This is a genomic window from Cupriavidus sp. 10L45 (assembly GCF_056395225.1).
On record NZ_JBFTJC010000003.1, the window covers coordinates 246,982 to 267,661 of the forward strand.

22 protein-coding genes are annotated in these 20,680 nt (G+C 69.8%); 11 read left to right on the forward strand and 11 right to left on the reverse strand.

Features of this window, described 5'->3' with window-relative positions; translation table 11 throughout:
- Positions 1 to 30: 30 nt before the first annotated feature.
- Complete coding sequence (locus tag AC1DFU_RS07110; protein WP_441591464.1) at positions 31 to 1,035, reverse strand: DUF3108 domain-containing protein; 1,005 nt, start codon at positions 1,033 to 1,035, stop codon at positions 31 to 33.
- 40 nt (positions 1,036 to 1,075) lie between these two features.
- Positions 1,076 to 1,948 (reverse strand): IclR family transcriptional regulator, encoded by an 873-nt coding sequence (locus tag AC1DFU_RS07115; RefSeq protein WP_092291291.1) that lies wholly within the window; start codon positions 1,946 to 1,948, stop codon positions 1,076 to 1,078.
- A gap of 113 nt (positions 1,949 to 2,061) precedes the next feature.
- On the opposite strand from AC1DFU_RS07115, the gene AC1DFU_RS07120 reads away from it, so the two are divergent.
- The 6 genes from AC1DFU_RS07120 to rfaE2 all read left to right on the forward strand — a co-directional run bounded on the left by AC1DFU_RS07120 (position 2,062) and on the right by rfaE2 (position 7,785).
- Complete coding sequence (locus tag AC1DFU_RS07120) at positions 2,062 to 3,042, forward strand: fumarylacetoacetate hydrolase family protein (protein WP_092291289.1); 981 nt, start codon at positions 2,062 to 2,064, stop codon at positions 3,040 to 3,042.
- A gap of 88 nt (positions 3,043 to 3,130) precedes the next feature.
- Positions 3,131 to 3,970, forward strand: coding sequence for an enoyl-CoA hydratase/isomerase family protein (locus AC1DFU_RS07125; protein WP_092291287.1), 840 nt, complete (start codon positions 3,131 to 3,133; stop codon positions 3,968 to 3,970).
- 59 nt (positions 3,971 to 4,029) lie between these two features.
- Positions 4,030 to 4,935, forward strand: coding sequence for a PhaM family polyhydroxyalkanoate granule multifunctional regulatory protein (locus AC1DFU_RS07130; RefSeq protein WP_441591466.1), 906 nt, complete (start codon positions 4,030 to 4,032; stop codon positions 4,933 to 4,935).
- Between the two features lie 70 nt (positions 4,936 to 5,005).
- Positions 5,006 to 6,196: a patatin-like phospholipase family protein gene (locus tag AC1DFU_RS07135; protein WP_092292085.1), complete on the forward strand. Its 1,191-nt coding sequence runs from the start codon at positions 5,006 to 5,008 to the stop codon at positions 6,194 to 6,196.
- 217 nt (positions 6,197 to 6,413) lie between these two features.
- Positions 6,414 to 7,268: a ferritin family protein gene (locus tag AC1DFU_RS07140; RefSeq protein WP_092291283.1), complete on the forward strand. Its 855-nt coding sequence runs from the start codon at positions 6,414 to 6,416 to the stop codon at positions 7,266 to 7,268.
- A 22-nt stretch (positions 7,269 to 7,290) separates the two neighbouring features.
- Positions 7,291 to 7,785, forward strand: a complete 495-nt coding sequence (gene rfaE2, locus AC1DFU_RS07145; RefSeq protein ID WP_092291281.1) for a D-glycero-beta-D-manno-heptose 1-phosphate adenylyltransferase — start codon at positions 7,291 to 7,293, stop codon at positions 7,783 to 7,785.
- 13 nt (positions 7,786 to 7,798) lie between these two features.
- Here the strand turns inward: rfaE2 and AC1DFU_RS07150 are convergent, their stop codons facing one another.
- From AC1DFU_RS07150 to AC1DFU_RS07160, 3 genes are read right to left on the reverse strand one after another with little or no spacing between them, the layout of a single operon-like run.
- Positions 7,799 to 8,623, reverse strand: a complete 825-nt coding sequence (locus tag AC1DFU_RS07150) for an SPOR domain-containing protein (protein WP_441591468.1) — start codon at positions 8,621 to 8,623, stop codon at positions 7,799 to 7,801.
- A 45-nt stretch (positions 8,624 to 8,668) separates the two neighbouring features.
- Positions 8,669 to 9,499 (reverse strand): type III pantothenate kinase, encoded by an 831-nt coding sequence (locus tag AC1DFU_RS07155; RefSeq protein WP_441591469.1) that lies wholly within the window; start codon positions 9,497 to 9,499, stop codon positions 8,669 to 8,671.
- Positions 9,496 to 10,404 carry a biotin--[acetyl-CoA-carboxylase] ligase gene (locus tag AC1DFU_RS07160; RefSeq protein ID WP_441591471.1) on the reverse strand — a complete coding sequence of 303 codons (909 nt, stop codon included), beginning with the start codon at positions 10,402 to 10,404 and terminating at the stop codon, positions 9,496 to 9,498. Before AC1DFU_RS07160 ends, AC1DFU_RS07155 begins: the two co-directional genes overlap by 4 nt.
- A 198-nt stretch (positions 10,405 to 10,602) precedes the next feature.
- Here AC1DFU_RS07160 and AC1DFU_RS07165 point away from each other — a divergent pair, with 198 nt between their 5' ends.
- The 5 genes from AC1DFU_RS07165 to AC1DFU_RS07185 are packed head-to-tail and all read left to right on the forward strand — an operon-like array spanning position 10,603 to position 15,597.
- Entirely contained in the window at positions 10,603 to 11,733 is a 1,131-nt protein-coding gene (locus AC1DFU_RS07165) for an MlaE family ABC transporter permease (RefSeq protein WP_441591472.1), read from the forward strand.
- A complete protein-coding gene (locus AC1DFU_RS07170) occupies positions 11,730 to 12,572 on the forward strand; it encodes an ABC transporter ATP-binding protein (protein WP_441591474.1) in 843 nt (280 codons plus the stop codon). The genes AC1DFU_RS07165 and AC1DFU_RS07170 overlap by 4 nt, the downstream gene beginning before the upstream one ends.
- Positions 12,572 to 13,513 carry an MlaD family protein gene (locus AC1DFU_RS07175; RefSeq protein ID WP_177219855.1) on the forward strand — a complete coding sequence of 314 codons (942 nt, stop codon included), beginning with the start codon at positions 12,572 to 12,574 and terminating at the stop codon, positions 13,511 to 13,513. The genes AC1DFU_RS07170 and AC1DFU_RS07175 overlap by 1 nt, the downstream gene beginning before the upstream one ends.
- Positions 13,514 to 13,563: 50 nt before the next feature.
- The gene (locus AC1DFU_RS07180; RefSeq protein ID WP_092292083.1) at positions 13,564 to 14,265 is read left to right on the forward strand and encodes an ABC-type transport auxiliary lipoprotein family protein; all 702 of its coding nucleotides are present in this window, start codon (positions 13,564 to 13,566) and stop codon (positions 14,263 to 14,265) included.
- Between the two features lie 21 nt (positions 14,266 to 14,286).
- Positions 14,287 to 15,597, forward strand: a complete 1,311-nt coding sequence (locus AC1DFU_RS07185; RefSeq protein WP_092291267.1) for a VanZ family protein — start codon at positions 14,287 to 14,289, stop codon at positions 15,595 to 15,597.
- A 16-nt stretch (positions 15,598 to 15,613) separates the two neighbouring features.
- On the opposite strand, the gene pcp is transcribed toward AC1DFU_RS07185, so the two are convergent.
- From pcp to pxpB, 6 genes are all read right to left on the reverse strand, one after another.
- Positions 15,614 to 16,276, reverse strand: a complete 663-nt coding sequence (pcp, locus tag AC1DFU_RS07190; protein ID WP_092291265.1) for a pyroglutamyl-peptidase I — start codon at positions 16,274 to 16,276, stop codon at positions 15,614 to 15,616.
- An 18-nt stretch (positions 16,277 to 16,294) separates the two neighbouring features.
- Entirely contained in the window at positions 16,295 to 17,245 is a 951-nt protein-coding gene (locus tag AC1DFU_RS07195; RefSeq protein WP_092291263.1) for a DUF979 domain-containing protein, read from the reverse strand.
- 3 nt (positions 17,246 to 17,248) lie between these two features.
- Positions 17,249 to 17,989 carry a DUF969 domain-containing protein gene (locus AC1DFU_RS07200; RefSeq protein WP_092291261.1) on the reverse strand — a complete coding sequence of 247 codons (741 nt, stop codon included), beginning with the start codon at positions 17,987 to 17,989 and terminating at the stop codon, positions 17,249 to 17,251.
- 66 nt (positions 17,990 to 18,055) lie between these two features.
- Entirely contained in the window at positions 18,056 to 18,796 is a 741-nt protein-coding gene (pxpA, locus tag AC1DFU_RS07205) for a 5-oxoprolinase subunit PxpA (protein WP_092291258.1), read from the reverse strand.
- 34 nt (positions 18,797 to 18,830) lie between these two features.
- A complete protein-coding gene (locus AC1DFU_RS07210; protein ID WP_092291256.1) occupies positions 18,831 to 19,850 on the reverse strand; it encodes a 5-oxoprolinase subunit C family protein in 1,020 nt (339 codons plus the stop codon).
- A complete protein-coding gene (pxpB, locus tag AC1DFU_RS07215) occupies positions 19,847 to 20,497 on the reverse strand; it encodes a 5-oxoprolinase subunit PxpB (RefSeq protein WP_092291254.1) in 651 nt (216 codons plus the stop codon). Before pxpB ends, AC1DFU_RS07210 begins: the two co-directional genes overlap by 4 nt.
- Positions 20,498 to 20,680: the final 183 nt, after the last annotated feature.

Here is a 20,680-nt window from a genome sequence, read left to right on the forward strand (position 1 = left end):
GTCTCCGGGGTGTCACAGCACGAATCATTCTCATCGTCCCTCAGTACTACGATAGACGAGATCAATCTGTGTGCCATCGGGTTCCGTCTGACGGAGGCGCGCCGGCAGCCATTTCAGCGCCGGCGCCAGCCACACTTCCACGCGCCGTTTATCGCCCGGATGCCGTGGCAGGCGCACGAAGTGCTTCGTCGTGACCATGCCGTGCACGCCGATCTCGATGGTCTCCTCGCCCACGTATTGCACCTGCATCGGCTCCACCTCGCGGGTATCGGCCACATTGAAGGTGTCCGTCACGCCCGGCGCGGCATAGCGCTGGGGGTCGGCGGCGACCCATCCGACCAGTTGCAGGAACACGCTGAAGCGGTCCTGGAAGTTCTGCGGCATCGGCACCTGGCCGCCACGCGTTTCAAACACGATTTGCCCGGCGGCCGGGTCGAAGCGCGCCACTTCCTTCTTGCTGCGGCGGGCTTCCTCGTAGCGCAGCGGGGTCAGCCCGCCCGGCCCCATCTGGCCGACGCTCTGGAACACGAAGCGGAACCACAGCACGCGCGTCTCCACCACCAGCCGGTAGTGGCCGCCGTCCTGCTCCCAACGGATCAGGCCGTCCGGGTTCTGCACGCCGTTGACGTAGCTCGAGTAATGCATGGTGGCCGAGGGCGGCGGGCTGTACTGGGGCGATGCCGGCGCGGGCGGGGCCGGGGGGGCCGGCGCGGCGGTGGCGGTGGCGCCGGCTGGCGCGGCACCCTCCCCGCCGGTGCCGGTCACGGCGCCGGTCTCGCCGGACGGCGTCGTGGCCAGGTCCGGCGCCGCCTGGGGCTCGGCCGGCGCGGGCTGGGGCTGCGGGGCAGGCTGGGTCTTGGGCACCGGGCGGGGCCGGGGGCGCGGGGCCGGGGCAGGCGGGGCGGGCGGCGGCAGCAGCATCGCCTCCATCGATGGCGGAATGCTGATCTCGGGCAAGCCCGGCAGCGGCATGCGCAGCAGCCCGAGCAGCACCAGCAGGTGCGCAATCACCACGCACACCACGACCGCGATCACCGCGACCCAGCGCCGCCTGAGTCGCCTGCGTGGCTTCGTGCTATCGCGAGGGGTGGCCGGCGGGTCCGGCCGAGTGGCTTGCGCCAAGGTATCCGAGTTCCGAAGAGATCTGTCGGGCGATGTCCCGCACGCGGCGGTCCACCGAACCGCCCCATTCTGCATCGAATACGCGCTGCGCGCCGAGCACAATCAGCGCCATCGACAAATGCCCGTTGGCGTCGAACACCGGCAGCGAGATCGCGTTGATGCCCGGCAGCACGCCGCCGCGCGTGCGCGCCGCGCCCTGGGCGCGCACTTCGGCGCAGATCGCGTCGTAGTCGGCCAGCGAGGCGGGCATGTCCGGCAGCGGCGTGGCGCCGCGCGTAGCGAATTCCCGTTCGATCAGCGGCAGCGTCTGGCGCCGCGACAGGTAGGCGCCATACAGCCGCCCCGTGGCCGAGTTCAGCATCGGCATGACATCGCCCAGCCGCAGGCTCACGCTGACCGGATGGCTCGATTCTTCCCAATGGACGATGGTCGGCCCGTGGTTGCCCCACACGGCGATGCCGACGGTCTGGTCGATCTCGTCGCGCAACTGGGACAGCACCGGCCGCGCCTTGCGCACCGGATCGAGCCGGTTCAGCCCCGCCAGACCCAGTTGCAGCGCGAACGGCCCGAGGTCGTAGCGCCCGCTCACGGCGTCCTGCGCCACCGCGCCAAGGCGCTGGAAGCTCACCAGGTACCGGTGGGCCTTGGCCGGCGGCATGTCGGCGGCGGCGGCCAGGTCGCGCAGCATCATCGCGCGCGGCGAGGCCGCCAGCGCCTGGAGCAGCCGGAAGCCGACCTCGATCGACTGGATGCCCGCGCGCTTGCCATCGTCCTCATTGGAAGGATCGGCGGCGTCATCGAGGCGGGAATCGTCGGGTGCGGTCATGCGGGGCGAAGGTGGAAGCGGCGTTGCCGGCCATTCTATACGGCAGCCGGCGGCCCGGCGCCCCGGGTCCGGTAGACTACCGGCCACGCACATCGACGATTGCCCGCACCCCCATGAAACTCGCAACCCTGAAGGACGGTTCGCGCGACGGCCAGCTCGTGGTCGTCTCCCGCGACCTCAAGACCGCGCACTTCGCCACCGACATCGCCGGCACGCTGCAGCGCGCGCTCGACGACTGGGCTTTCCACGCCCCCCAGCTCCAGGACCTCTACGACGCCCTGAACGCCGGCCGCGCCCGCCACCCGTTCCCGTTCCAGCCGAAGGACTGCATGGCGCCGCTGCCGCGCGCCTACCAGTGGGCCGACGGCTCGGCCTACGTCAACCATGTGGAACTGGTGCGCAAGGCCCGGGGCGCCGAGATGCCGCCCGAGTTCTGGACCGATCCGCTGATGTACCAGGGCGGCTCGGACGACTTCCTCGGCCCGCAGGACGACATCGTCTGCGCCAGCGAGGCGTTCGGCATCGACTTCGAAGCCGAGGTGGCCGTGATTACCGGCGACGTGCGCATGGGCGCCACGCCCGAGCAGGCCGGCGAAGGCATCCGCCTGGTGATGCTGGCCAACGATGTCTCGCTGCGCAACCTGATTCCGGCCGAACTGGGCAAGGGCTTCGGCTTCTTCCAGAGCAAGCCGGCCACGGCGTTCTCGCCGGTGGCCATCACGCCGGACGAACTGGGCGAAGCCTGGCACGACCGCAAGGTGCACCGGCCGCTGACCGTGCACTGGAACAGCAAGAAGGTGGGCGCGCCCGACTGCGGCACCGACATGGTGTTCGACTTCGGCCAGCTCATCGCGCACATCTGCAAGACGCGGAACGTGCGCGCGGGCAGCATCGTCGGCTCGGGCACCATCTCGAACGTGGACCGGAGCAAGGGCTACTGCTGCATCGCCGAGCAGCGCATGATCGAGACCATCGAGGGCGGCCAGCCGGTCACCGCGTTCATGAAATATGGCGATGCGGTGCGCATCGAGATGCTCGACGCCCAGGGCCAGTCGATCTTCGGCGCCATCGACCAGCTCGTGGCGCCGCGCTGACGCGCAATGTGCCTATAATTGTCCGACCGACCGGTCGGACAATTGATCCCATGCCGGCGGAACCCTCCCTTGCCACGGAAGCCGCCCCATGACCGCAGAGACCCCCGAGACCCCGGACACCACCCTCTCCCCGCGCCTGGCGCGCTACGCGTCGCTGACGCTGCGCCGCCACGGCCCCGTGCTCGAGGTCATCATGGGCGCGGCGCAGTCCGCCAACCAGAAGCTGGCCACCGCCGACGCCGGCATGCACCGCGAGCTGGCCGAGATCTGGCGCGACATTTCCGCCGATCCGGACATCCGCGTCGCCATCATCCGGGGCGAAGGGCGCGGCTTCTCGGCTGGCGGCGACCTGTCCCTGGTCGAGGAGATGGCCAACGACTTCGCCACCCGCACGCGGGTCTGGCATGAAGCGCGCGACCTGGTCTACAACGTCATCAATTGCGACAAACCCATCGTCTCGGCCATGCACGGCCCGGCCGTGGGCGCCGGGCTGGTGGCGGGGCTGCTGGCCGACATCTCGATTGCCGCCAAGACCGCGCGGATCGTCGACGGCCATACCCGGCTCGGGGTGGCGGCGGGCGATCACGCCGCCATCGTGTGGCCGTTGCTGTGCGGAATGGCCAAGGCCAAGTACTATCTGATGCTGTGCGAGTCGCTCAGCGGCGAGGAGGCCGAGCGCATTGGCCTGGTATCGCTGGCAGTGGACGAAGACCAGCTGGTGGCCAAGGCGTTCGAGGTGGCGAACCGGCTCGCGACGGGGTCCCAGACGGCCATCCGCTGGACCAAGTACGCGCTGAACAACTGGCTGCGCATGGCCGGCCCGGCGTTCGATACCTCGCTGGCACTCGAATTCATGGGCTTTGGCGGCCCCGACGTACATGAAGGCATGGCGAGCCTGCGCCAGAAGCGGCCGCCTGAATTCCAGTAACCGGCCAGCCAAGGTGGAATGATCGGCCCTGGCGGCCCCCCCACGGAGAGCGCGCGACCATGTTCGGACAGATCCCCGATTTCACCAATGGCTTCGAATTCCTGCGCCGCATCTGGAGCGCCGGCGGCAGCCTGCCGGGCGGCGGCATGATGCCCGGCCTGAGCGCGATGACCCCGCCGATGGACCTCGACGAGGTCGACAAGCGCATCCACGACCTGAAGGCTGTGGAAGGCTGGCTGCAACTGAACGCGAGCCTGCTGCGCACCACCATCCAGGGGCTGGAGGTACAGCGCGCCACGCTGGTGGCCTTGCAAACCTTCGGCAACGCGCTCTCCCCGGAAGCCATGCAGACCGCGATGGAGAACGTGGCGCGCGCGGCCAACGCGCCGAGCACCTCGCCGCCGCACCCGTTCCGTCCGTCCCCCGCCTCCGAGACCGCCTCCGAGACCGTCTCCGAAGCGGAAGCCGACGCGGCCAATGCCGAGGACGACGAGGACTTCGACGCGCCGCCTGAAGTGACCGCCGGAGCCGCCGAGGGCGAGGAACCCGAAGCCGCCCCATCGCCCGAATCCGCCGGTCCCGCCCCACTGCCGCCCAACGCGAGCCTGTGGTGGGACCTGCTCCAGCAACAGTTCAGCCAGATCGCAGGCAGCGCGACGGCGGCCACCGCAGCGCCGTTCGGCAACCTGGGCGGATTCGGCGCGATGGGTGGCATGGGTGGGACGGCCGCCCCGGGCGCGGAGGGCGTGGCGCCCGCCGCACGGGACAATCCTGCCCCGAACGGCAAGGCAAGCCCGAAGCCGGCGGCCAAGCGCGCGGCGGCGAAGAAGCCCGCCGCGAAGAAGGCTGCCACCAAGGCTGCGAAGCCCGCCACCAAGACGTCCGCCACGAAAAAGCCGTCGACCAAAAAGCCCGCCGCGAAGGCACCCGCCGCGCCGGGCACCCCCAAGGACAGCGTCGAGTGAGCCGCCTGTGAGCGTCACGCACGCCGACCCGGCCCTCCGCGCCAGCCAGCGCCAGCGCACGGCGCTGGTCATGATGGGCGGCGGCGCGCGGGCGGCCTACCAGGCCGGCGTACTGGCCGGCATCGCCCGCATCGCCACGCGGCATGGGCTCGGGCATTGCCCGTTGCCGTTCGGCATCGTCACCGGCACCTCGGCCGGGGCGATCAACGGCGCCGGCATGGCGGTGGGCGCCGCGGACTTCCAGGCCGCCACCGACCGCCTCGCCGCGCTCTGGCACGGCATTCATGCCGATGACGTCTATCGCACCGGCGTGCTGGGCGTGGGTGCCTCGGGCGCGCGCTGGCTCTCGTCGCTGGCGTTCGGCTGGATCACCCGCCAGGCCCCGCGCGCGCTGTTCGACAGCGCCCCGCTCGACAGCTTCCTGACCGAGCTGTTCGAACCCGGCCGCGTGCAGGCCAGCCTGGACGCCGGCGTGCTCCAGGCCTTCGCCGTGACCGCGCTGTCGTACAGCACCGGCCGCCATGTCACGTTCTACCAGTCGCACCGGCGCATCCACCCGTGGCAGCGCAACCAGCGGCTGGCCGTGGAAGCGCCGATTGGCGTGGACCACCTGCTCGCTTCCTCATCGATTCCGTTCCTGTTCCCGGCCGTGCCGCTCGAGATCGAAGGTCATCACGAGTGGTTCGGCGACGGCACGATGCGCCAGATGTCACCGCTTTCGCCGGCCATCCACCTCGGCGCGTCGCGCATCCTGGCCATCGGCGCGGCGTCGCGCCCGCGGCCGGGCTGGTTCGATACCGTGCCGTCCGGCGGCTATCCGTCGCTCGCGCAGGTGGGCGGGCAGGCGCTGGCCAGCATCTTCCTCGATGGCCTGCAGGCCGACATCGAGCGGCTGATGCACATCAACCGGCTGCTCGCGCGCATGCCCGAGGCTGCCGGCGAGACCGACGGCTGGCGCCCGGTGGAAGTCATGACGATTTCTCCGAGCGAACCGATCGAGTCCATCGCCGCCCAGCATGTGCACCGGCTGCCGCGCACGGTGCGCGCGATGCTCGCCCCGCTCGGCGGTACCGAGGCGCGCGGCGCCGCGTTCGCGAGCTACCTGCTGTTCGAGCCCGAATTCACCCAGGCCCTGCTGGCGCTGGGCGAGCGCGATGCCGCAGCGGAGGCGGACGGCATCGCGGCCTTCCTCTATGGCGTGGTGCCCGAAACCGGCCACGCCACCGCGCGCGCCACCGATCCCGCGCTGACGCCCTACTAGCCCCCTGAGCAGCCGTCCCGGCGTCGCTTTTCGGCCTCTCAGGTCGCAATTCGTCCACTTTCCTGGGGCCAGCCCCGCTGGTTCCTCAGCCGGCACAGCGCAAGAAAAGGGCAACGTCTGTTGCAATCCCTAGTAATCGCACTAAAAAGGAACTAGAGAAAAGATTCGAGAATAATTCCCATCTGGTAGAATCCGCCCGTAATTTCAAAGGCTTACCATGCTCTACCCCGAACTGTTCAAATCATTGGAATCGGTCCGCTGGCACATGGACAAGGACATCCCCTGGGATTCCTTCGACCCCAGCCTGCTGACGGACGACCAGGCGAAGACCATCCGCATGAATGCCATCACCGAATGGTCCGCCCTGCCGGCCACGGAGATGTTCCTGCGCGATAACCGCCACGATTCCGACTTTTCGGCGTTCATGAGCATCTGGTTCTTCGAGGAACAGAAGCACTCGCTGGTGCTGATGGAGTACCTGCGCCGCTTCCGCCCGGACCTCGTGCCGACGGAAGAAGAACTGCATGCCGTGCGCTTCGAGTTCGATCCGGCCCCGCCGCTGGAGACACTCATGCTGCACTTCTGCGGCGAGATTCGCCTGAACCACTGGTATCGCCGTGCTGCCGAATGGCACACCGAGCCGGTGATCAAGCACATCTACCGCACGCTGTCGCAGGACGAAGCCCGCCATGGCGGCGCCTACCTGCGCTATATGAAGAAGTACCTGGCGCAGTTCGGCGACTCCGCGCGCGCCGCCTTCGCCAAGATCGGCGTGCTGATGGCTTCGGCCCGCCGCACGGAAAAGCCGCTCCACCCGACCAACCTGCACGTGAACAAGGCGTTGTTCCCCAACGACACCGTGCAGTCCCGCCTGCCGGACCCGGACTGGCTCGAGCACTGGCTCGACGAGCAGATCCGCTTCGACGAAGTGTGGGAAAAGAAGGTGATCGAGCGCATCCTGCACAACATGTCGCTGCTGTTCGAACGCACGTTCGACACCGTGCAGGAACTGAACCGCTACCGCAAGGAACTGAACGCCAGCCTCGTGGCAGCAGGCCAGCAACCGGCCTGATCCCCGCGACCCACGCCGTTCAATGACCGCTCCCGCTTTCGAATCGAAGCTCGTTCCCGCTGACGACGCGGCCGCGCTGCGCGCCGCCGTGGCCGCCCTGCCGCGCCCGCTGGTCTTCACCAACGGCGTGTTCGACATCATGCACCGTGGCCACGCCACCTACCTCGCGCAGGCGCGCGAGCTGGGCGCGGCGCTGATCGTGGGCGTGAATAGCGACGGTTCGGTGAAGATGCTGGGCAAGGGCGATGACCGCCCGCTGAACCATGAGTCGGACCGCATGGCGCTGCTCGCAGCGCTGACCTCGGTCGATCTGGTGGCGATGTTCCGCGAAAAGACGCCAGTGGAGCTGATCCGCCTGGTGCGCCCCGACATCTATGTGAAGGGCGGCGACTACGACATCGACACCCTCGAGGAAACCCGCCTCGTCCGTAGCTGGGGCGGCCAGGCCTACGCCATCCCCTTCCTGCACGACCGCTCCACCACCAAGCTGCTGACCAAGGTGCGCCAGCAGGGCTGATCAGCCTCGCTGTTCAACCTTCGGCGCCCGATCCGGGCTGTTTCGCGCCGCGCGCCTGCGTGCCGGCGCGGCACGCCTGGAGCGACTCCGCGCCATACCGCAGGCGCACTTCATCCATCCTTGCCCGCACCGCATCGTCCGAGGACGTCACGCGCAGCCATTGGCGCGAGACCGGCCGCGGCGCGTCCGTAATCAGCGCCGTGCGCACGCCCTGGGCGCGCAGGGATTCGAGGAAGCGGTCGGCGCGCTCGCGCTCCCGGAACAGCCCCAGCGACACGGTATAAGACGCCGACGACGCCTCATCGTCCTCGTTGCTCACCACGGACACATCGGTCACCTTGCGGCGCTTCAGCTCCGCCAGCTTGCGGTCGGCGTTCTCGCGCGTGGGCTGGGCCGGCAGGTGGACCCACCAGCGCACCTGTTCGGTCCGTTCGAACTGCTGCACCGGCAGCGAAGCCCCGGCGGCGATGGCGGCGAGGTCTTCACGCGCCCGCGCCACGGTCTGGGCCGAGAAACCGCCGATCTCGAAGCAGGCATCGGCGCGCGGGGCCGGCTGGGCCACGGCCAGCGAGACCGTGCCGGCGGGGGTGGGCGTCAGCGCGCCGCGCGGGGAGCCTGCCGGAGCGCCCGGGGCCGGGCGTACGGTGGCGGTATCGGCAGGCGGCTCAAGCCGCATCCGCTCGCCGCGCACCTGCTGGGACACCCGCTGCGGCTCGCGCGGGCTTTCCATCCAGCCAGCCAGCGGGTCCGGGCCGAACCCGCCCAGCACGGCGGCCAGCAGCAGCGCGTTGACGAGCAGCAGGATCAGCAGCAGGGCGGTCGGGCCTTTCTGGGACATGGAAGACGGTTCGGTTGGGCGATGCAAGATCGCCTGGCGGCTGCCTCAGGCCCCGGTGGCCATCGCGTGCAGTCCAAGCAGCACGAGATTATCGTGCATCTCGAACGGCATCGCGAGTGCGCCGGAGAGCGCCTGTCGCGCCCCGCCCGAAAGCAGGCAGCGCACCGGCCCGCGTTCGGCCAGCGCCCGCCAGGAGCGCTCCACGGCGCCGGCCTGGGCGGCCAGACAGCCGGCGGCAATGGCGTCGTGAGTGTTGTCAGCGCCCAACGCTCGCACCGCCCGCGCGGCGCCCGCGCCGGTGTCGAGCACGTCGAGCGCCGGCAGTTGGGCCGTGTTGCGGGCCAGCGAGCCGAGCATCAGCGCCACCCCGGGCAGGATCAGCCCGCCCTCGAAGCGTGCCCCGCCATCGGCCTGCGTGGTGACGATGTCCAGCGTGGTGGCCGTGCCGGCCGTGACGATCAGCAGCGTCTCGCCGGGCAGCCAGCGATGCGCGCCGATGCTGCCGACCCAGCGGTCCACACCCAGTTGCGTGGGTTCGCGGTAGCCGTTGGCGAGGTCGCCGTGGGCGGCCGTGGTGCGTACCCATTGCAGCGTGGGGGCGGCCCCGAAGGCGTCGGCCAGCGTCGCCGCCACTGCCTTGCCAATCGCCGCCCCGGCCACATTGGCGATCCAGACCGACGGCACGCCGGCATCCGCCAGCCCCCGCCATGTGCCGACCAGCGCCGCCAGTTCCGCCGGCGCGGCGTGCGTGGCGGCGCCCGCGTGGCGCCACGGGGTGGGCAGGGTGCCGGCCGGCGCGGTCGCGTCGGTGTCGTCCGTGCTCCACGCCCACTTGAGCCGGGTATTGCCGATATCTATCAGCAGGCGCGCGCTCATGCCGCCGCTCCGCGCAAGGACACCTCGCCGCTGGCGATCCGTTGCAGCCCGTCCGCCGTCTCCAGCAGCAGGTGGCCGTCGCCGTCCACGCCCCGGGCGAGGCCCTCGGCCAGCAGCGTGCCGTCGTGCAGCAGGCGCACCGGCTCGTCGCGGAAGGCATCGCGCGCAGACCAGCGGGCCGCCAACGGCGCGAAGCCTTCGGCCAGGAACACGGCGCGCATCGCCGCCAGCCGGTTCAGCACCGCGCCGAGGATCTCGGTGGGATGGTGGGCGGGGTCGAAGCCCGGCAGCGCCTCGGCCACACCGGCCAGCGGGCGGCCCAGCGCGGCTTCCATACGGGCATCGCGCACCAGGTTCAGGCCGATGCCGATCACGGCCCAGAGCGCGCCGGGCCGCGCCGGCACCGATTCGATCAGGATGCCGGCCAGCTTGCGGCCGTCGATCTGAAGGTCATTGGGCCATTTCAGGCCCACGCGGGTGCCGAGCGCGGGGTTCACGTCCTCGAGCGCCTCAGCCAGCGCCAGTCCCACGGCCAGGCTCAGGCCACTCAGGCGGGCCGGCGGCAGCGCCAGCGGCATGGCCACCGAGAAGGTCAGCCCCGCCTGCCCCTGCCAGGGCCGGCCCTGACGGCCGCGCCCGGCGGTCTGGCGATAGGCCACGCGCACCTGCGCGCGCTCGTCCCCCTCCACCCAGCCCTCCACCCAGCCGGCGCTGCGGCAGGCCTGGGTCAGGTCGGCGTTGGTCGAGCCGGTTTCCTCCACCACCTCCACGGTCCAACCCCGTGCGGGGCCGGTGTCCAGCGCGGTGCGCAGCGCGCCGGCGTCGATGTGCCACGCGGGCAGCGCGGCGGCATCGTCTGCAAGGCTGGGAATGCTGGGGTGGAGGCGGTCGGGAGGCGCGGTCATGCGGGGCGGGTCAGGGTGGCTTGGGGCAGTTAGCCGCGATTGTAGCCGCGTCGCCCGATTTGGCCGGATTGGCCCGATCCCGTGGCTGTCGGACAGCCCCGTGTGGCCGTGTCAGAGGATGCCCGGTCGCCACGTCACGGCCGGTAGCATAGAATCGAGACTCCCCCATCACATCGCCGCCCCCCTTTGGATTCACCCTTGGATCGCCCATCGACGCCGGCCATCGAGATTTCGCGCCAGGACGGAGCCTGCAGCATCGCGCTGCAGGGGGACTGGACCGCACTCGCGCTCGCCGGCTGCCACGAAGCCCGTGGGCTGCGCGCGCAGTTGCACGAATTGACCGAGGCGCCCCAGCACGCCGCGTGGTCGCTGGCCGGGGTGAACCGGCTCGACCATATCGGCGCGCAACTGATCTGGCAGGCCTGGAACAGCAAGATGCCGGCGAACGTCGAACTCAACGACGGCCAGCGCCGCGTGTTCGACCGCATCGCCGCGCTGCGCCGCGACGGCTGGAAGAAGCGCATGGTGGATCGCTTCAACCCGATCACCATCCTCGGCGCGAGCCTGCTGTCGTTCTTCGCCCAGTTCGCCATCGGGGTGACCATGCTCGGCCAGCTCACCTTCGACCTGCTGCGCTTCGCCCGCGCGCCGCACCGGGGGCCATGGCGCGAGATTTCGGCCAACGTCTATAACGTGGGATACAAGGCGCTGGGCATCACGGCGCTGGTGGGCTTCCTGATCGGCATCGTGCTGTCCTACCTGTCGGCCAACCAGCTGCGCACCTTCGGCGCCAGCACGTTCATCGTCAACATTCTGGGCATGGCCGTGATCCGCGAACTGGGGCCGGTGCTGGCCGCCATCCTGATTGCCGGGCGCTCCGGGTCCGCCATCACCGCGCAGATCGGCGTGATGCGCGTGACCGAGGAACTCGATGCGATGCGGGTGATGGGCATCTCGCACGGCTTCCGGCTGATCATGCCGCGCGTGATCGCGCTGGCCGTGGCCATGCCGCTGCTGGTGGCCTGGACCGACCTGATGGCGCTGCTCGGCGGCATGACCGCCGCCCAGTTCCAGCTTGGCATCAGCTACGCCTTCTTCCTGCGCCAGCTGCCCGAGGCGGTGCCGGTGGCCAACCTCTGGCTCGGGCTGGGCAAGGGCGTGGTGTTCGGCATGCTGATTGCGCTGACGGCCTGCCACTTCGGCCTGCGCATCCGGCCGAACACGCAGAGCCTGGGCGAAGGCACGACAGCCTCGGTGGTCACGTCGATCACCGTGGTCATCATCGCCGACGCCATCTTCGCCATCCTGTTCAAGGACGTAGGCCTATGAACCATCCGGCCAATCCCTCCCCCGCCCGCCGCGAGGCGATCATCGAGGTGCGCGACCTGGTCAAGCGCTACGGCGACAACGTCGTGCATGACCATCTCAACCTTGATGTCTATCGCGGCGAGGTGCTGTCCATCGTGGGCGGCTCCGGCACGGGCAAGACCGTGCTGCTGCGCCAGATCGTCGGGCTGGAGCGGCCCACGTCGGGGACCATCAAGGTCTTCGGCGAAAGCCCCGCCAAGCTCAAGCCGGCGCAGCTGCAGGCGCTGCGCAACCGCTGGGGGCTCCAGTTCCAGCGCGGGGCGCTGTTCTCGGCGTTGTCGGTCATCGACAACATCGCGCTGCCCATGCGCGAGCTGCGCGCGCTGCCGGACAACCTGATCTGCCAGGCCTCGCTGCTCAAGCTGCAACTGGTAGGGCTGTCCGCCAAGGACGCCGACAAGATGCCGGCCGACCTCTCCGGCGGTATGGTCAAGCGCGTGGCGCTGGCCCGCGCGCTGGCGCTGGAGCCGGAACTGGTGTTCCTTGACGAGCCCACGGCCGGCCTGGACCCGATGGCGTCCGACGACTACGTGGACCTGATCCGCGAACTGCGGCGCGAGCTGGGCCTGACCGTGGTGATGATCACCCACGACCTCGACACCCTCGTGGCACTGTCCGACCGCGTGGCCGTGCTGGCCGACCGCAAGGTGCTGGCCGCCGCCCCGATCCCCGAACTGGTGAAGGTGGACCACCCCTTCATTCGCGAATACTTCCTGGGCGACCGCGCCCAGCGCGCGTTGCAGGCCCTGCCGGCCCCGACCCGGCCCGGCGCGCCGCGCCCCCCTTCCGGAGACACCTGATGGAAAACAAGTCAAACGCCTTCCTTGCCGGCGTTTTCACCATCGGACTGGCCGTGCTGGTGCTGTTCTCGCTGTTCTGGTTCAGTTCCGACCACGCGGTGCGCGTGCCGTACGACCTCATCACCCGCTCCACGGTGAACGGCCTCGGGCCGCAGGCCGATGTGAAGTATCGGGGGCTCGACGTGGGCAAGGTGGTGTCGATCAAGTTCGATCCGCAGGTGCCGGGGCAGATCATCGTGCGCATCAGCGTGAACCAGGACACGCCGATCACCCGCACGACGTACGCCACGCTGGGCTTCCAGGGCGTGACCGGGATCGCCTACGTGCAGCTCGATGACACCGCGCGCGAGGCCGGCAACGACAAGGCGTCGCCGCCGCTGCCCACCTCGGCGCGGGCGCCGGCGCGCATCGCCATGCGGCCGGGCTTCTTCGAGGAACTGGAGAAGCGTGGCGACTCGCTGCTGACGCAGACCGAGACGCTGATGTCCTCGCTCAACGAGATGTTCCAGACCACCAACCGCGACGAGCTGATGGCCGCCATCCGCTCCGTGCACAAGACGGCCGAGGATTACTCGAAGCTGTCCGCCTCGCTCCAGCCGGCCGCCGCCAAGCTGCCGCAGGCGGTGGATAACCTCAACGCCACGCTGGTCTCCACGCGGCGCCTGGCGGACGAGCTGGCCAGCCCCAACGGCACGGTCTTGCGCACGGTCAACGGCGTGGGCACCAACCTCCAGGGCGCGGCGGACTCGGTGCAGTCGGCCGCCGGCATCCTGAGCGAGGAAACCCTGCCGCAACTGAACGGCCTGGCGCGCGACGCCCGCCAGACCGCGCGCACCATCGACCGCGCCGCCGGCACCTTCAACGACCGGCCCAGCAGCGTGCTGTTCGGCGGCCCCTCGCCCACGCCGGGCCCGGGCGAAGCGGGGTTCAGCGCGCCATGATCATCGACCATCGCCCTGCCCTTCGCCCCAACTTCCACCGGGACTCCGCCATGACGCCTGTAGGACTCGTACGAATCGCCGCCCTTGCCGCACTGCTCGCACTGGGCGGATGCAGCGCGCTGTCGCCGGGGCCGTCCGCGCTGACCTATGACCTCGGGCCGATGGCCGGCACGCCGTCGCAGTCGCCCGCACCGCTGCCCAAGCTGCGCGTGGCCCAGACCGACGGCCCGGTATGGATGGACAACCAGTCGCTCTACTACCGCCTGCAATACTCGCAGGCGCAGCGGCTGCAGGCCTATGCCACGCAGCGCTGGGTCGATTCGCCACCCCGCCTGTTCGATGCGCGCCTGCGCGACGCGGTGTCCGGGCGCGGCGCGCTGACGTGGTTCGGCGATGGCTCGGTGCCGGCGCTCAAGGTGGACCTGCTCGCCTTCGAGCAGGTGTTCGACAGCGCCACCGCCAGCCGGGGCGTGGTGCGGGCGCGCGCCACCGTCTATCACAAGGGCCTGATCGGCCAGAAGACCTTCGTGGCCGAGCAGCCCGCCCCCAGCGCCGATGGCGCCGGCGGCGTCAAGGCGCTCTCCACCAGCAGCGACGCGGTGATCGCCGCCATCCTCGACTGGGCTGCCACGCTGCCGCTGGCCGCCGCCACGGCATCCGGCCCGGCCGCGCTGCCCGCCGCCAACCCGCCCGGCGCCAATGCGGTGCCGCTGCCGACGGCGCCGCCGTCACCGAATCCGCCCCGGCCGTAACGGCGGCCTGTATTCGCACGCATGACTCTGGTCGCGCCCCCGACATCTCCCCCGCCCCCGCCGCCGCAGCCACCGCAGCAGCCGCGCCAGCCGGAGCTGGACGGCTGGCTGCCGCGCCACTCGCCGCTGGCGCGCGTCGGCCTGATCTGCTTCACGCTGCTGGTGGCCTACGCCAGCCTCTATCCGTTCACGGGATGGGTCAATAACGGCATCTCGCCGCTGGCCTTCCTGACCGCGCCCAAGCCGCGCTACATCACCGAGTTCGACCTGATTACCAACGTGCTCGGCTATTGCCCGTTCGGGGCGCTGGTCGTGCTGGCGCTGCACCCGCGCATCTCGGGCGCGCGCGCCACGCTGATCGCGCTGGTGGCCGGCGCGCTGCTGTCGGCGGTCATGGAGGCGTTGCAGACCTGGCTGCCGAGCCGGATCTCGTCGAATATCGACCTGATCACCAACGCGCTCGGCGCGCTGCTGGGCGCGGCCATGGTGGCGCCGTTCACCAGCGCGCTGGTGGATCGCGGCACGCTTACGCGGCTGCGCATGGCGTGGTTCGAGCCCCATGCGAGCTTTGCGATCCTGCTGGTGCTGCTGTGGCCGTTCGCGCAGATCTTTCCGCAGGAGCACCTGTTCGGCATGGGCGGCATCGTGCGGGAATGGCTGACCGACCCCGATTCCTGGCCGATGGAGATCCTGCAGGGCTACTTCCCCGCCCTGCTCGATTGGCAGAACAACGTGGGACTGCGGCCCGACGACATGCAGGCCCAGCTGATGCTGGAAACCATGGTGACCGCGTGCAGCTGGATCGGCACGGGGCTGTTCGCCTCGCTGGCGATGCGGCGCACCGCGCCGATGCTGCGCATCCTGGCCGGGCTGCTCGCCTTCGCGTTGCTGCTCAAGGCCACCGTGGCCGAGTTGCAGTTCGCGGACGACAACACCTTCAACTGGCTGTCCGAGGGGGGCCGCTTCGCGCTGACCACGAGTTCGCTGGTGCTGGTGCTGCTGCTGCGCCTGCCACGCTGGCTGCGCGCGCTGCTGGCCATCGTGGCGCTGGCGGGGCTGGTAGTGCTGACCAACGTGCTGCCGGCGAATCCCTATGCGTGGATTTCGGAGCAAGGCTGGCGCATGGGACGTTTCGTGCACTTCAACAGCCTGGCCCAGTGGCTGGGCTGGCTGTGGCCGTTCGCGGCGTTCTTCTATGTGCTGTGGCGCGTGGAGCAGATGAGCATGCGCCGGCGGCTGCAGCGGCTGGCCCGGCGCCGTGCCACGGCGCGCGCCGTGGCGGCGGCGACGGACCGGCAGGTGGATGCCGGCCCGGGTCCGGGCCAGCCCTGATCCCAATCGAATCGATTTAGTGGAGCTGGCCGCCCTGCTCGCGGATATCCGCGTCGGTGGTCAGCGTGGTCTGCACCGCCACCCGCAGGCCGGCGATCAGCGTGTCCAGCGCCAGGCTCGGCGCGCCGGGATGCCGCGCCGCCTGTTCCGGCAGATAGGGAATGTGGATGAAGCCGCCGCGCGTGCCGGTCAGGCCGTGCCGCGCGATGCCATCCATCAGCCCGTAGAACACGTGGTTGCAGACAAAGGTGCCGGCAGTCTGCGACACCATCGCCGGCACGCCCGCCGCGCGCAGGTCGCGCACGATGGCCTTGATCGGCAGCGTGGCGAAGTAGGCGGCCGGGCCATCGGCGGCAATGGTCAGGTCGATCGGCTGCGCGCCGGCGTTGTCGGCGATGCGCGCATCGTCGACATTGATCGCCACGCGTTCGATCGACAATTCCGTGCGGCCACCAGCCTGGCCGACCGCAATCGCCACATCCGGCTTCACCGACGCCAGCAGCGCCGACATCGCCTCGATGGCCGCGCCGAACACGCACGGCAGCTGGCGGGCGACGATGATCGCATCGCCCACCTGCTGGCCGTCCAGCGCCCGCACCGCCTCCCATGACGGGTTGACCGGTTCCTTGTCGAACGGCTCGAAGCCGGTAAGTAATACGGTTCGCTGGGCGGTACGCATAGTGCGTGTCTCCATCAGTTACATCAGGAAGTACAGCAGGACGATATTGGCCGCCAGGATGGCCAGCGCCGACGGCACCTGCGCGCGGATGACCGCGTTCTTGTCGTCCAGCTCCAGCAGCGCCGCCGGGACGATGTTGAAGTTGGCCGCCATCGGCGTCATCAGCGTCCCGCAGTAGCCCGAGAACATGCCGATGGCCGCCATCACAGCCGGGTTGGCGCCGAACATACCCACCAGGATGGGCACGCCCACGCCGCCGGTCATCACCGGGAACGCGGCAAACCCGTTGCCCATGATCACCGTGAACAGCGCCATGCCCACGCAGTACACCGCCACGGCCACCAGCTTGTAGTCCATGTTGATGTAGGCGGTGGCCAGGTGCGCCACGGCCTTGCCCACGCCGGCGTCCGCGAAGACCAGGCCCAGCATCGCCAGCATCTGCGGCAGCACCAGCGCCCAGCCCAGCGACTCGATCAGCCGGCGCGACTCGCGCATGCCTTGCGTCACGGTGTCACGCGTCAGCCAGCACACCACGGCCAGCGAAACCAGGCAGCCAATGCCGAGCGACACGAACGTCACGTTCTTCGGATCGAGCAGCGGCACGCCGGCCAGCTTCACGTCCTTGAACAGCACCGTGCCGATCACGGTCACCAGCGGAATCAGCAGCGCCGGGATGAACAGCTTGTTGCCCAGCCGCTTGGCGCTGGCGCGGCGCTCCGACTCGGGCAGCGTGCCGTGCTTGCCGTGGCCCACGCCGCCGAAGCCGGCGATCAGTGCCATCAGCACGGCGGCGATGCCGACGATGGCCGGCGGGATCTTGTCGCCAATCAGGAAGATGGCCGCGTACAGCGCCCAGAACAGGCCGGTGGACAGGCGACGCGGGTGCGTCTTGTCCGTGAACGTCATCAGGGCGGTAATCGCCAGCACGAAGCCGGCCAGCCAGTAGAGATAGTCGATGGATACGATCATGGCTTACTCCCCAACCTTGCCGGATGCGGCGGACGTGGCCGGCGTCCCCGCCGGCGTCTTGCCCAGTTCGCGCTCGAGCCAGCCGTCCAGCCGCTTCAGGCGCACCGCGTGGATCAGGAACGCGCAGATCGCGGTGGGAATGCCCCAGACGGCGATGTGCAGCGGCTCCACGTCGATGTTCGACGACAGCAGGAAGGTGTGCATCAGCGCGATGGCACCGAAGGCCACGAAGATGTCCTCGCCGAAGAACAGGCCCACGTTGTCGGTGGCGGCGCAGAAGGCCAGCACGCGCTGGCGCACCGGCTCGGGCAGGTGCCCGAAGCGGTTCTCGGCCGCACCTTCGGCCATCGGGGCCAGCAGCGGACGCACCATCTGCGGATGTCCGCCCAGGCTGGTCAGCCCCACGGCGGCGGTCAGCTCGCGCACGGCGAGGTAGACGATCAGCAGGCGGCCCACCGTGGCCGAGGCGATGCGCGAGATCCACGCCTGCGCGTGCTCCCGCAGGCCGTGGCGCTCGAGCAGGCCGATCACGGCCAGCGGCAGCAGGATGATCAGCGGCAGGTTGCGCGCCTTGACGAAGGCCGTGCCGATCGCGGTGAAGATCTGCATCAGCGGCATGGAAGCGGTCAGCCCCGTGACGATGGCGGCAAGCGCCACCACCAGCATGGGATTGAACCGCAGGACAAAGCCGATGACGATGACGCCGACCCCGAGCAGGGGCCAAAGATTGACAGCCGATTCCATGGGTAACACCAGATAGAAGGTGAAGCTAACGGTGGAGCAAAGCCAGCGCCGGCGGGCGGGCGCCCGTCAGGCACCAGCCCGGATGGCGATGCCTTCCGCGCCGAGCCGTTCCCGGATGCGGCGCGCGAAGGCAAGCGCGTGGGCGCCGTCGCCGTGCAGACACACGGTTTCGGCGCGGATCGGTACCCAGGTGCCGTCGATGGCGCGCACGCGTTGGTCGCGCACCATCGACAGGGTCTGGTCCAGGGCAACTTCCTCGTCGTCGTGCAGCGCGCCCGGCGTGCCGCGCTTGACCAGCGTGCCGTCGGGGTTGTAGCCACGGTCGGCGAACACTTCTTCCTTCACCTGCAGCCCGGCGTCGCGCGCCATGGTGATCATGCGGCTGTTGGCCAGGCCGAAGAAGACGAGGTCGGGGTTGTAGTCGCGCACGGCCCGTACGATGGCGGCGCAGAGTTTTTCATCGCGCACGGCCATGTTGTAGAGCGCGCCATGCGGCTTCACGTGGGCGAGCTGGCCGCCCTGGGCGCGCACGATGGCGTCGAGCGCGCCGATCTGGTACAGGACGTCGGCGTAGACGGCTTCCGGGTCGCGCTGCATCTCGGTGCGGCCGAAGTTCTCGCGGTCCGGGAAGCTCGGGTGCGCGCCAATCGCCACGTTGTTGGCGATGGCCCACTTCACGGTCTGGAGCATGGTGGCGGCATCGCCGGCGTGCCAGCCGCAGGCCACGTTGGCGGAGCTGATCAGTGCCAGCAGAGCTTCGTCGTTGCCGCAGCCTTCGCCCAGGTCGGCGTTCAGGTCGATTTGCATGGGGGTTCTCCTTGTACGGTGGGGTCCAGCCCGGTTACGCCACGAAGCGCGTGGTGGTGCGGCGGCGCGCGGCGATCTTCATGCCATCGCCCTGCCATTGCAGCGCCTGGTCGATCTGCCGCAGGTAGCGGTCCAGCTCCGCCTGCGCGGCGGCGGCCTCGTCCAGCGTGGCCTGCACGAAGCGCACGGACGCGCCGAGCGGCACCTGCGCCAGCCGCCAGAGGTCGGCGCCGATCACGACGCCAATCTTCGGATAGCCGCCCGTGGTCTGCGCATCGCTCATCAGGGCGATGGGCTGGCCGGCCGGCGGCACCTGCATCACGCCCGGCACCACGCCGTGCGAGAGCAGGTCGCCGCTGCGCTCGGCGCGACGCGCCAGCGCGGGGCCCTGCAGGCGCAGGCCCATGCGGTTGCTCTGCGGCGTGATGGTCCAGTCGGACTGCCACAGCGCGGCCTGCGCGGCGGGTTCGAAATCGGGATATTCGGGGCCGGGCAGCATGCGGATGGCCCAGGCGTCGTCGATGCGGTTCACGGGCAGCGCCCAACCGGGTGCGGCCACGCCGAGCCAGTCGCGTTCCTCGTCCAGGCCCGGACGGCCGGCGGGCAGCTTGTCGCCTTCGCGCAGCACGCGGCCCTCGAAGCCGCCATAGCCGGACTTCAGGTCCGTGCTACGGGAGTTCATGACCAGCGGCACATCGATGCCGCCCGCCACGCAGAGGTAGGTGCGGGTGCCACCGCGCGGGGACGGCAGCGTCAGGGTCTCGCCGCGATGCACATCGAAGGCATGCCAGCACCAGACCGGCACGCCGTCCAGGTTGGCGCCGCACTCGGCCCCGACCAGCGCCACGCGCATATCGACATGGAAGCGCATGGCCGCGCGGCCCAGCGTGAATTCGATGCCGGCGGCGCCGGCCGCGTTGCCGAGCAGCCGGTTGCCCACCTGGAGCGCCAGACTGTCCGCCGCGCCCGAGCGGCCCACCCCGAAGCGTCGGAAGCCCACCCGGCCGAGATCCTGCACGGACGCCTGCGCGCCGGGACGAATGATTTCGATCACGCCAGATACTCCTCGACGATGAAGCGCACGGTGTCACCCGGCGCGAACAGGGACGGCGGATCGCGGTCCGCCACGAAGAGCTGGGCGTCGGTATGGCCGATCAACTGCCAGCCGCCGGGCAGCACGGCCGGATAGATGCCGGTCTGCTCGCCGCCGATGCCCACGGCACCGGCCGGCACGGCCAGGCGCGGCTCGCGGCGGCGCGGCGTGGCCAGTTCGGGGACCATCCCGCCCATATAGGCGAAGCCGGGCTGGAAGCCAAGGAAATACACCACGTACTCGCCGGCCGCATGCCGGCGCACCACTTCCTGCGGCGTCATGCCCGTGTGCGCGGCCACATCGGCCAGATCGGGGCCGAACTCGCCGCCGTAGCGCACGGGAATCTCCACCAGCTTGCCGGTGGCGTTGCGCGTCTCGCCGGAGGCCCACGCCACCTTCAGATTGCGCTCCAGCGCGGCCACGTCGGCGGTGTCGTCGAACACCAGGGTGAGATTGTTCATGCCCGGCACCACGTCCACTACGCCGCGCCAGTCGGCGGCGCGCTCGGCCATGGCCCAGATGCGGCGCTGGACATCGAGCGAAGCGGGCGGCGCCACGCTATAGAGCAGCGCCTGCTCGGCCAGGCGATGGACGGTGCAATCGGGCATGTGGGGGCAACCTGTGAGGAAGAGGTCGGATGGCGTCGGACCGAATGTGACTCAGCCGTATTTCATCGACGATTTATCGATAAATTCATCATAACGAAACATGCCAACGCCCAGCACTCGGGGTTGTCCCTAGGATGTTATGCACCGTTAGCGACAAGATGTCGCCAAGACGGGGAATAAGTG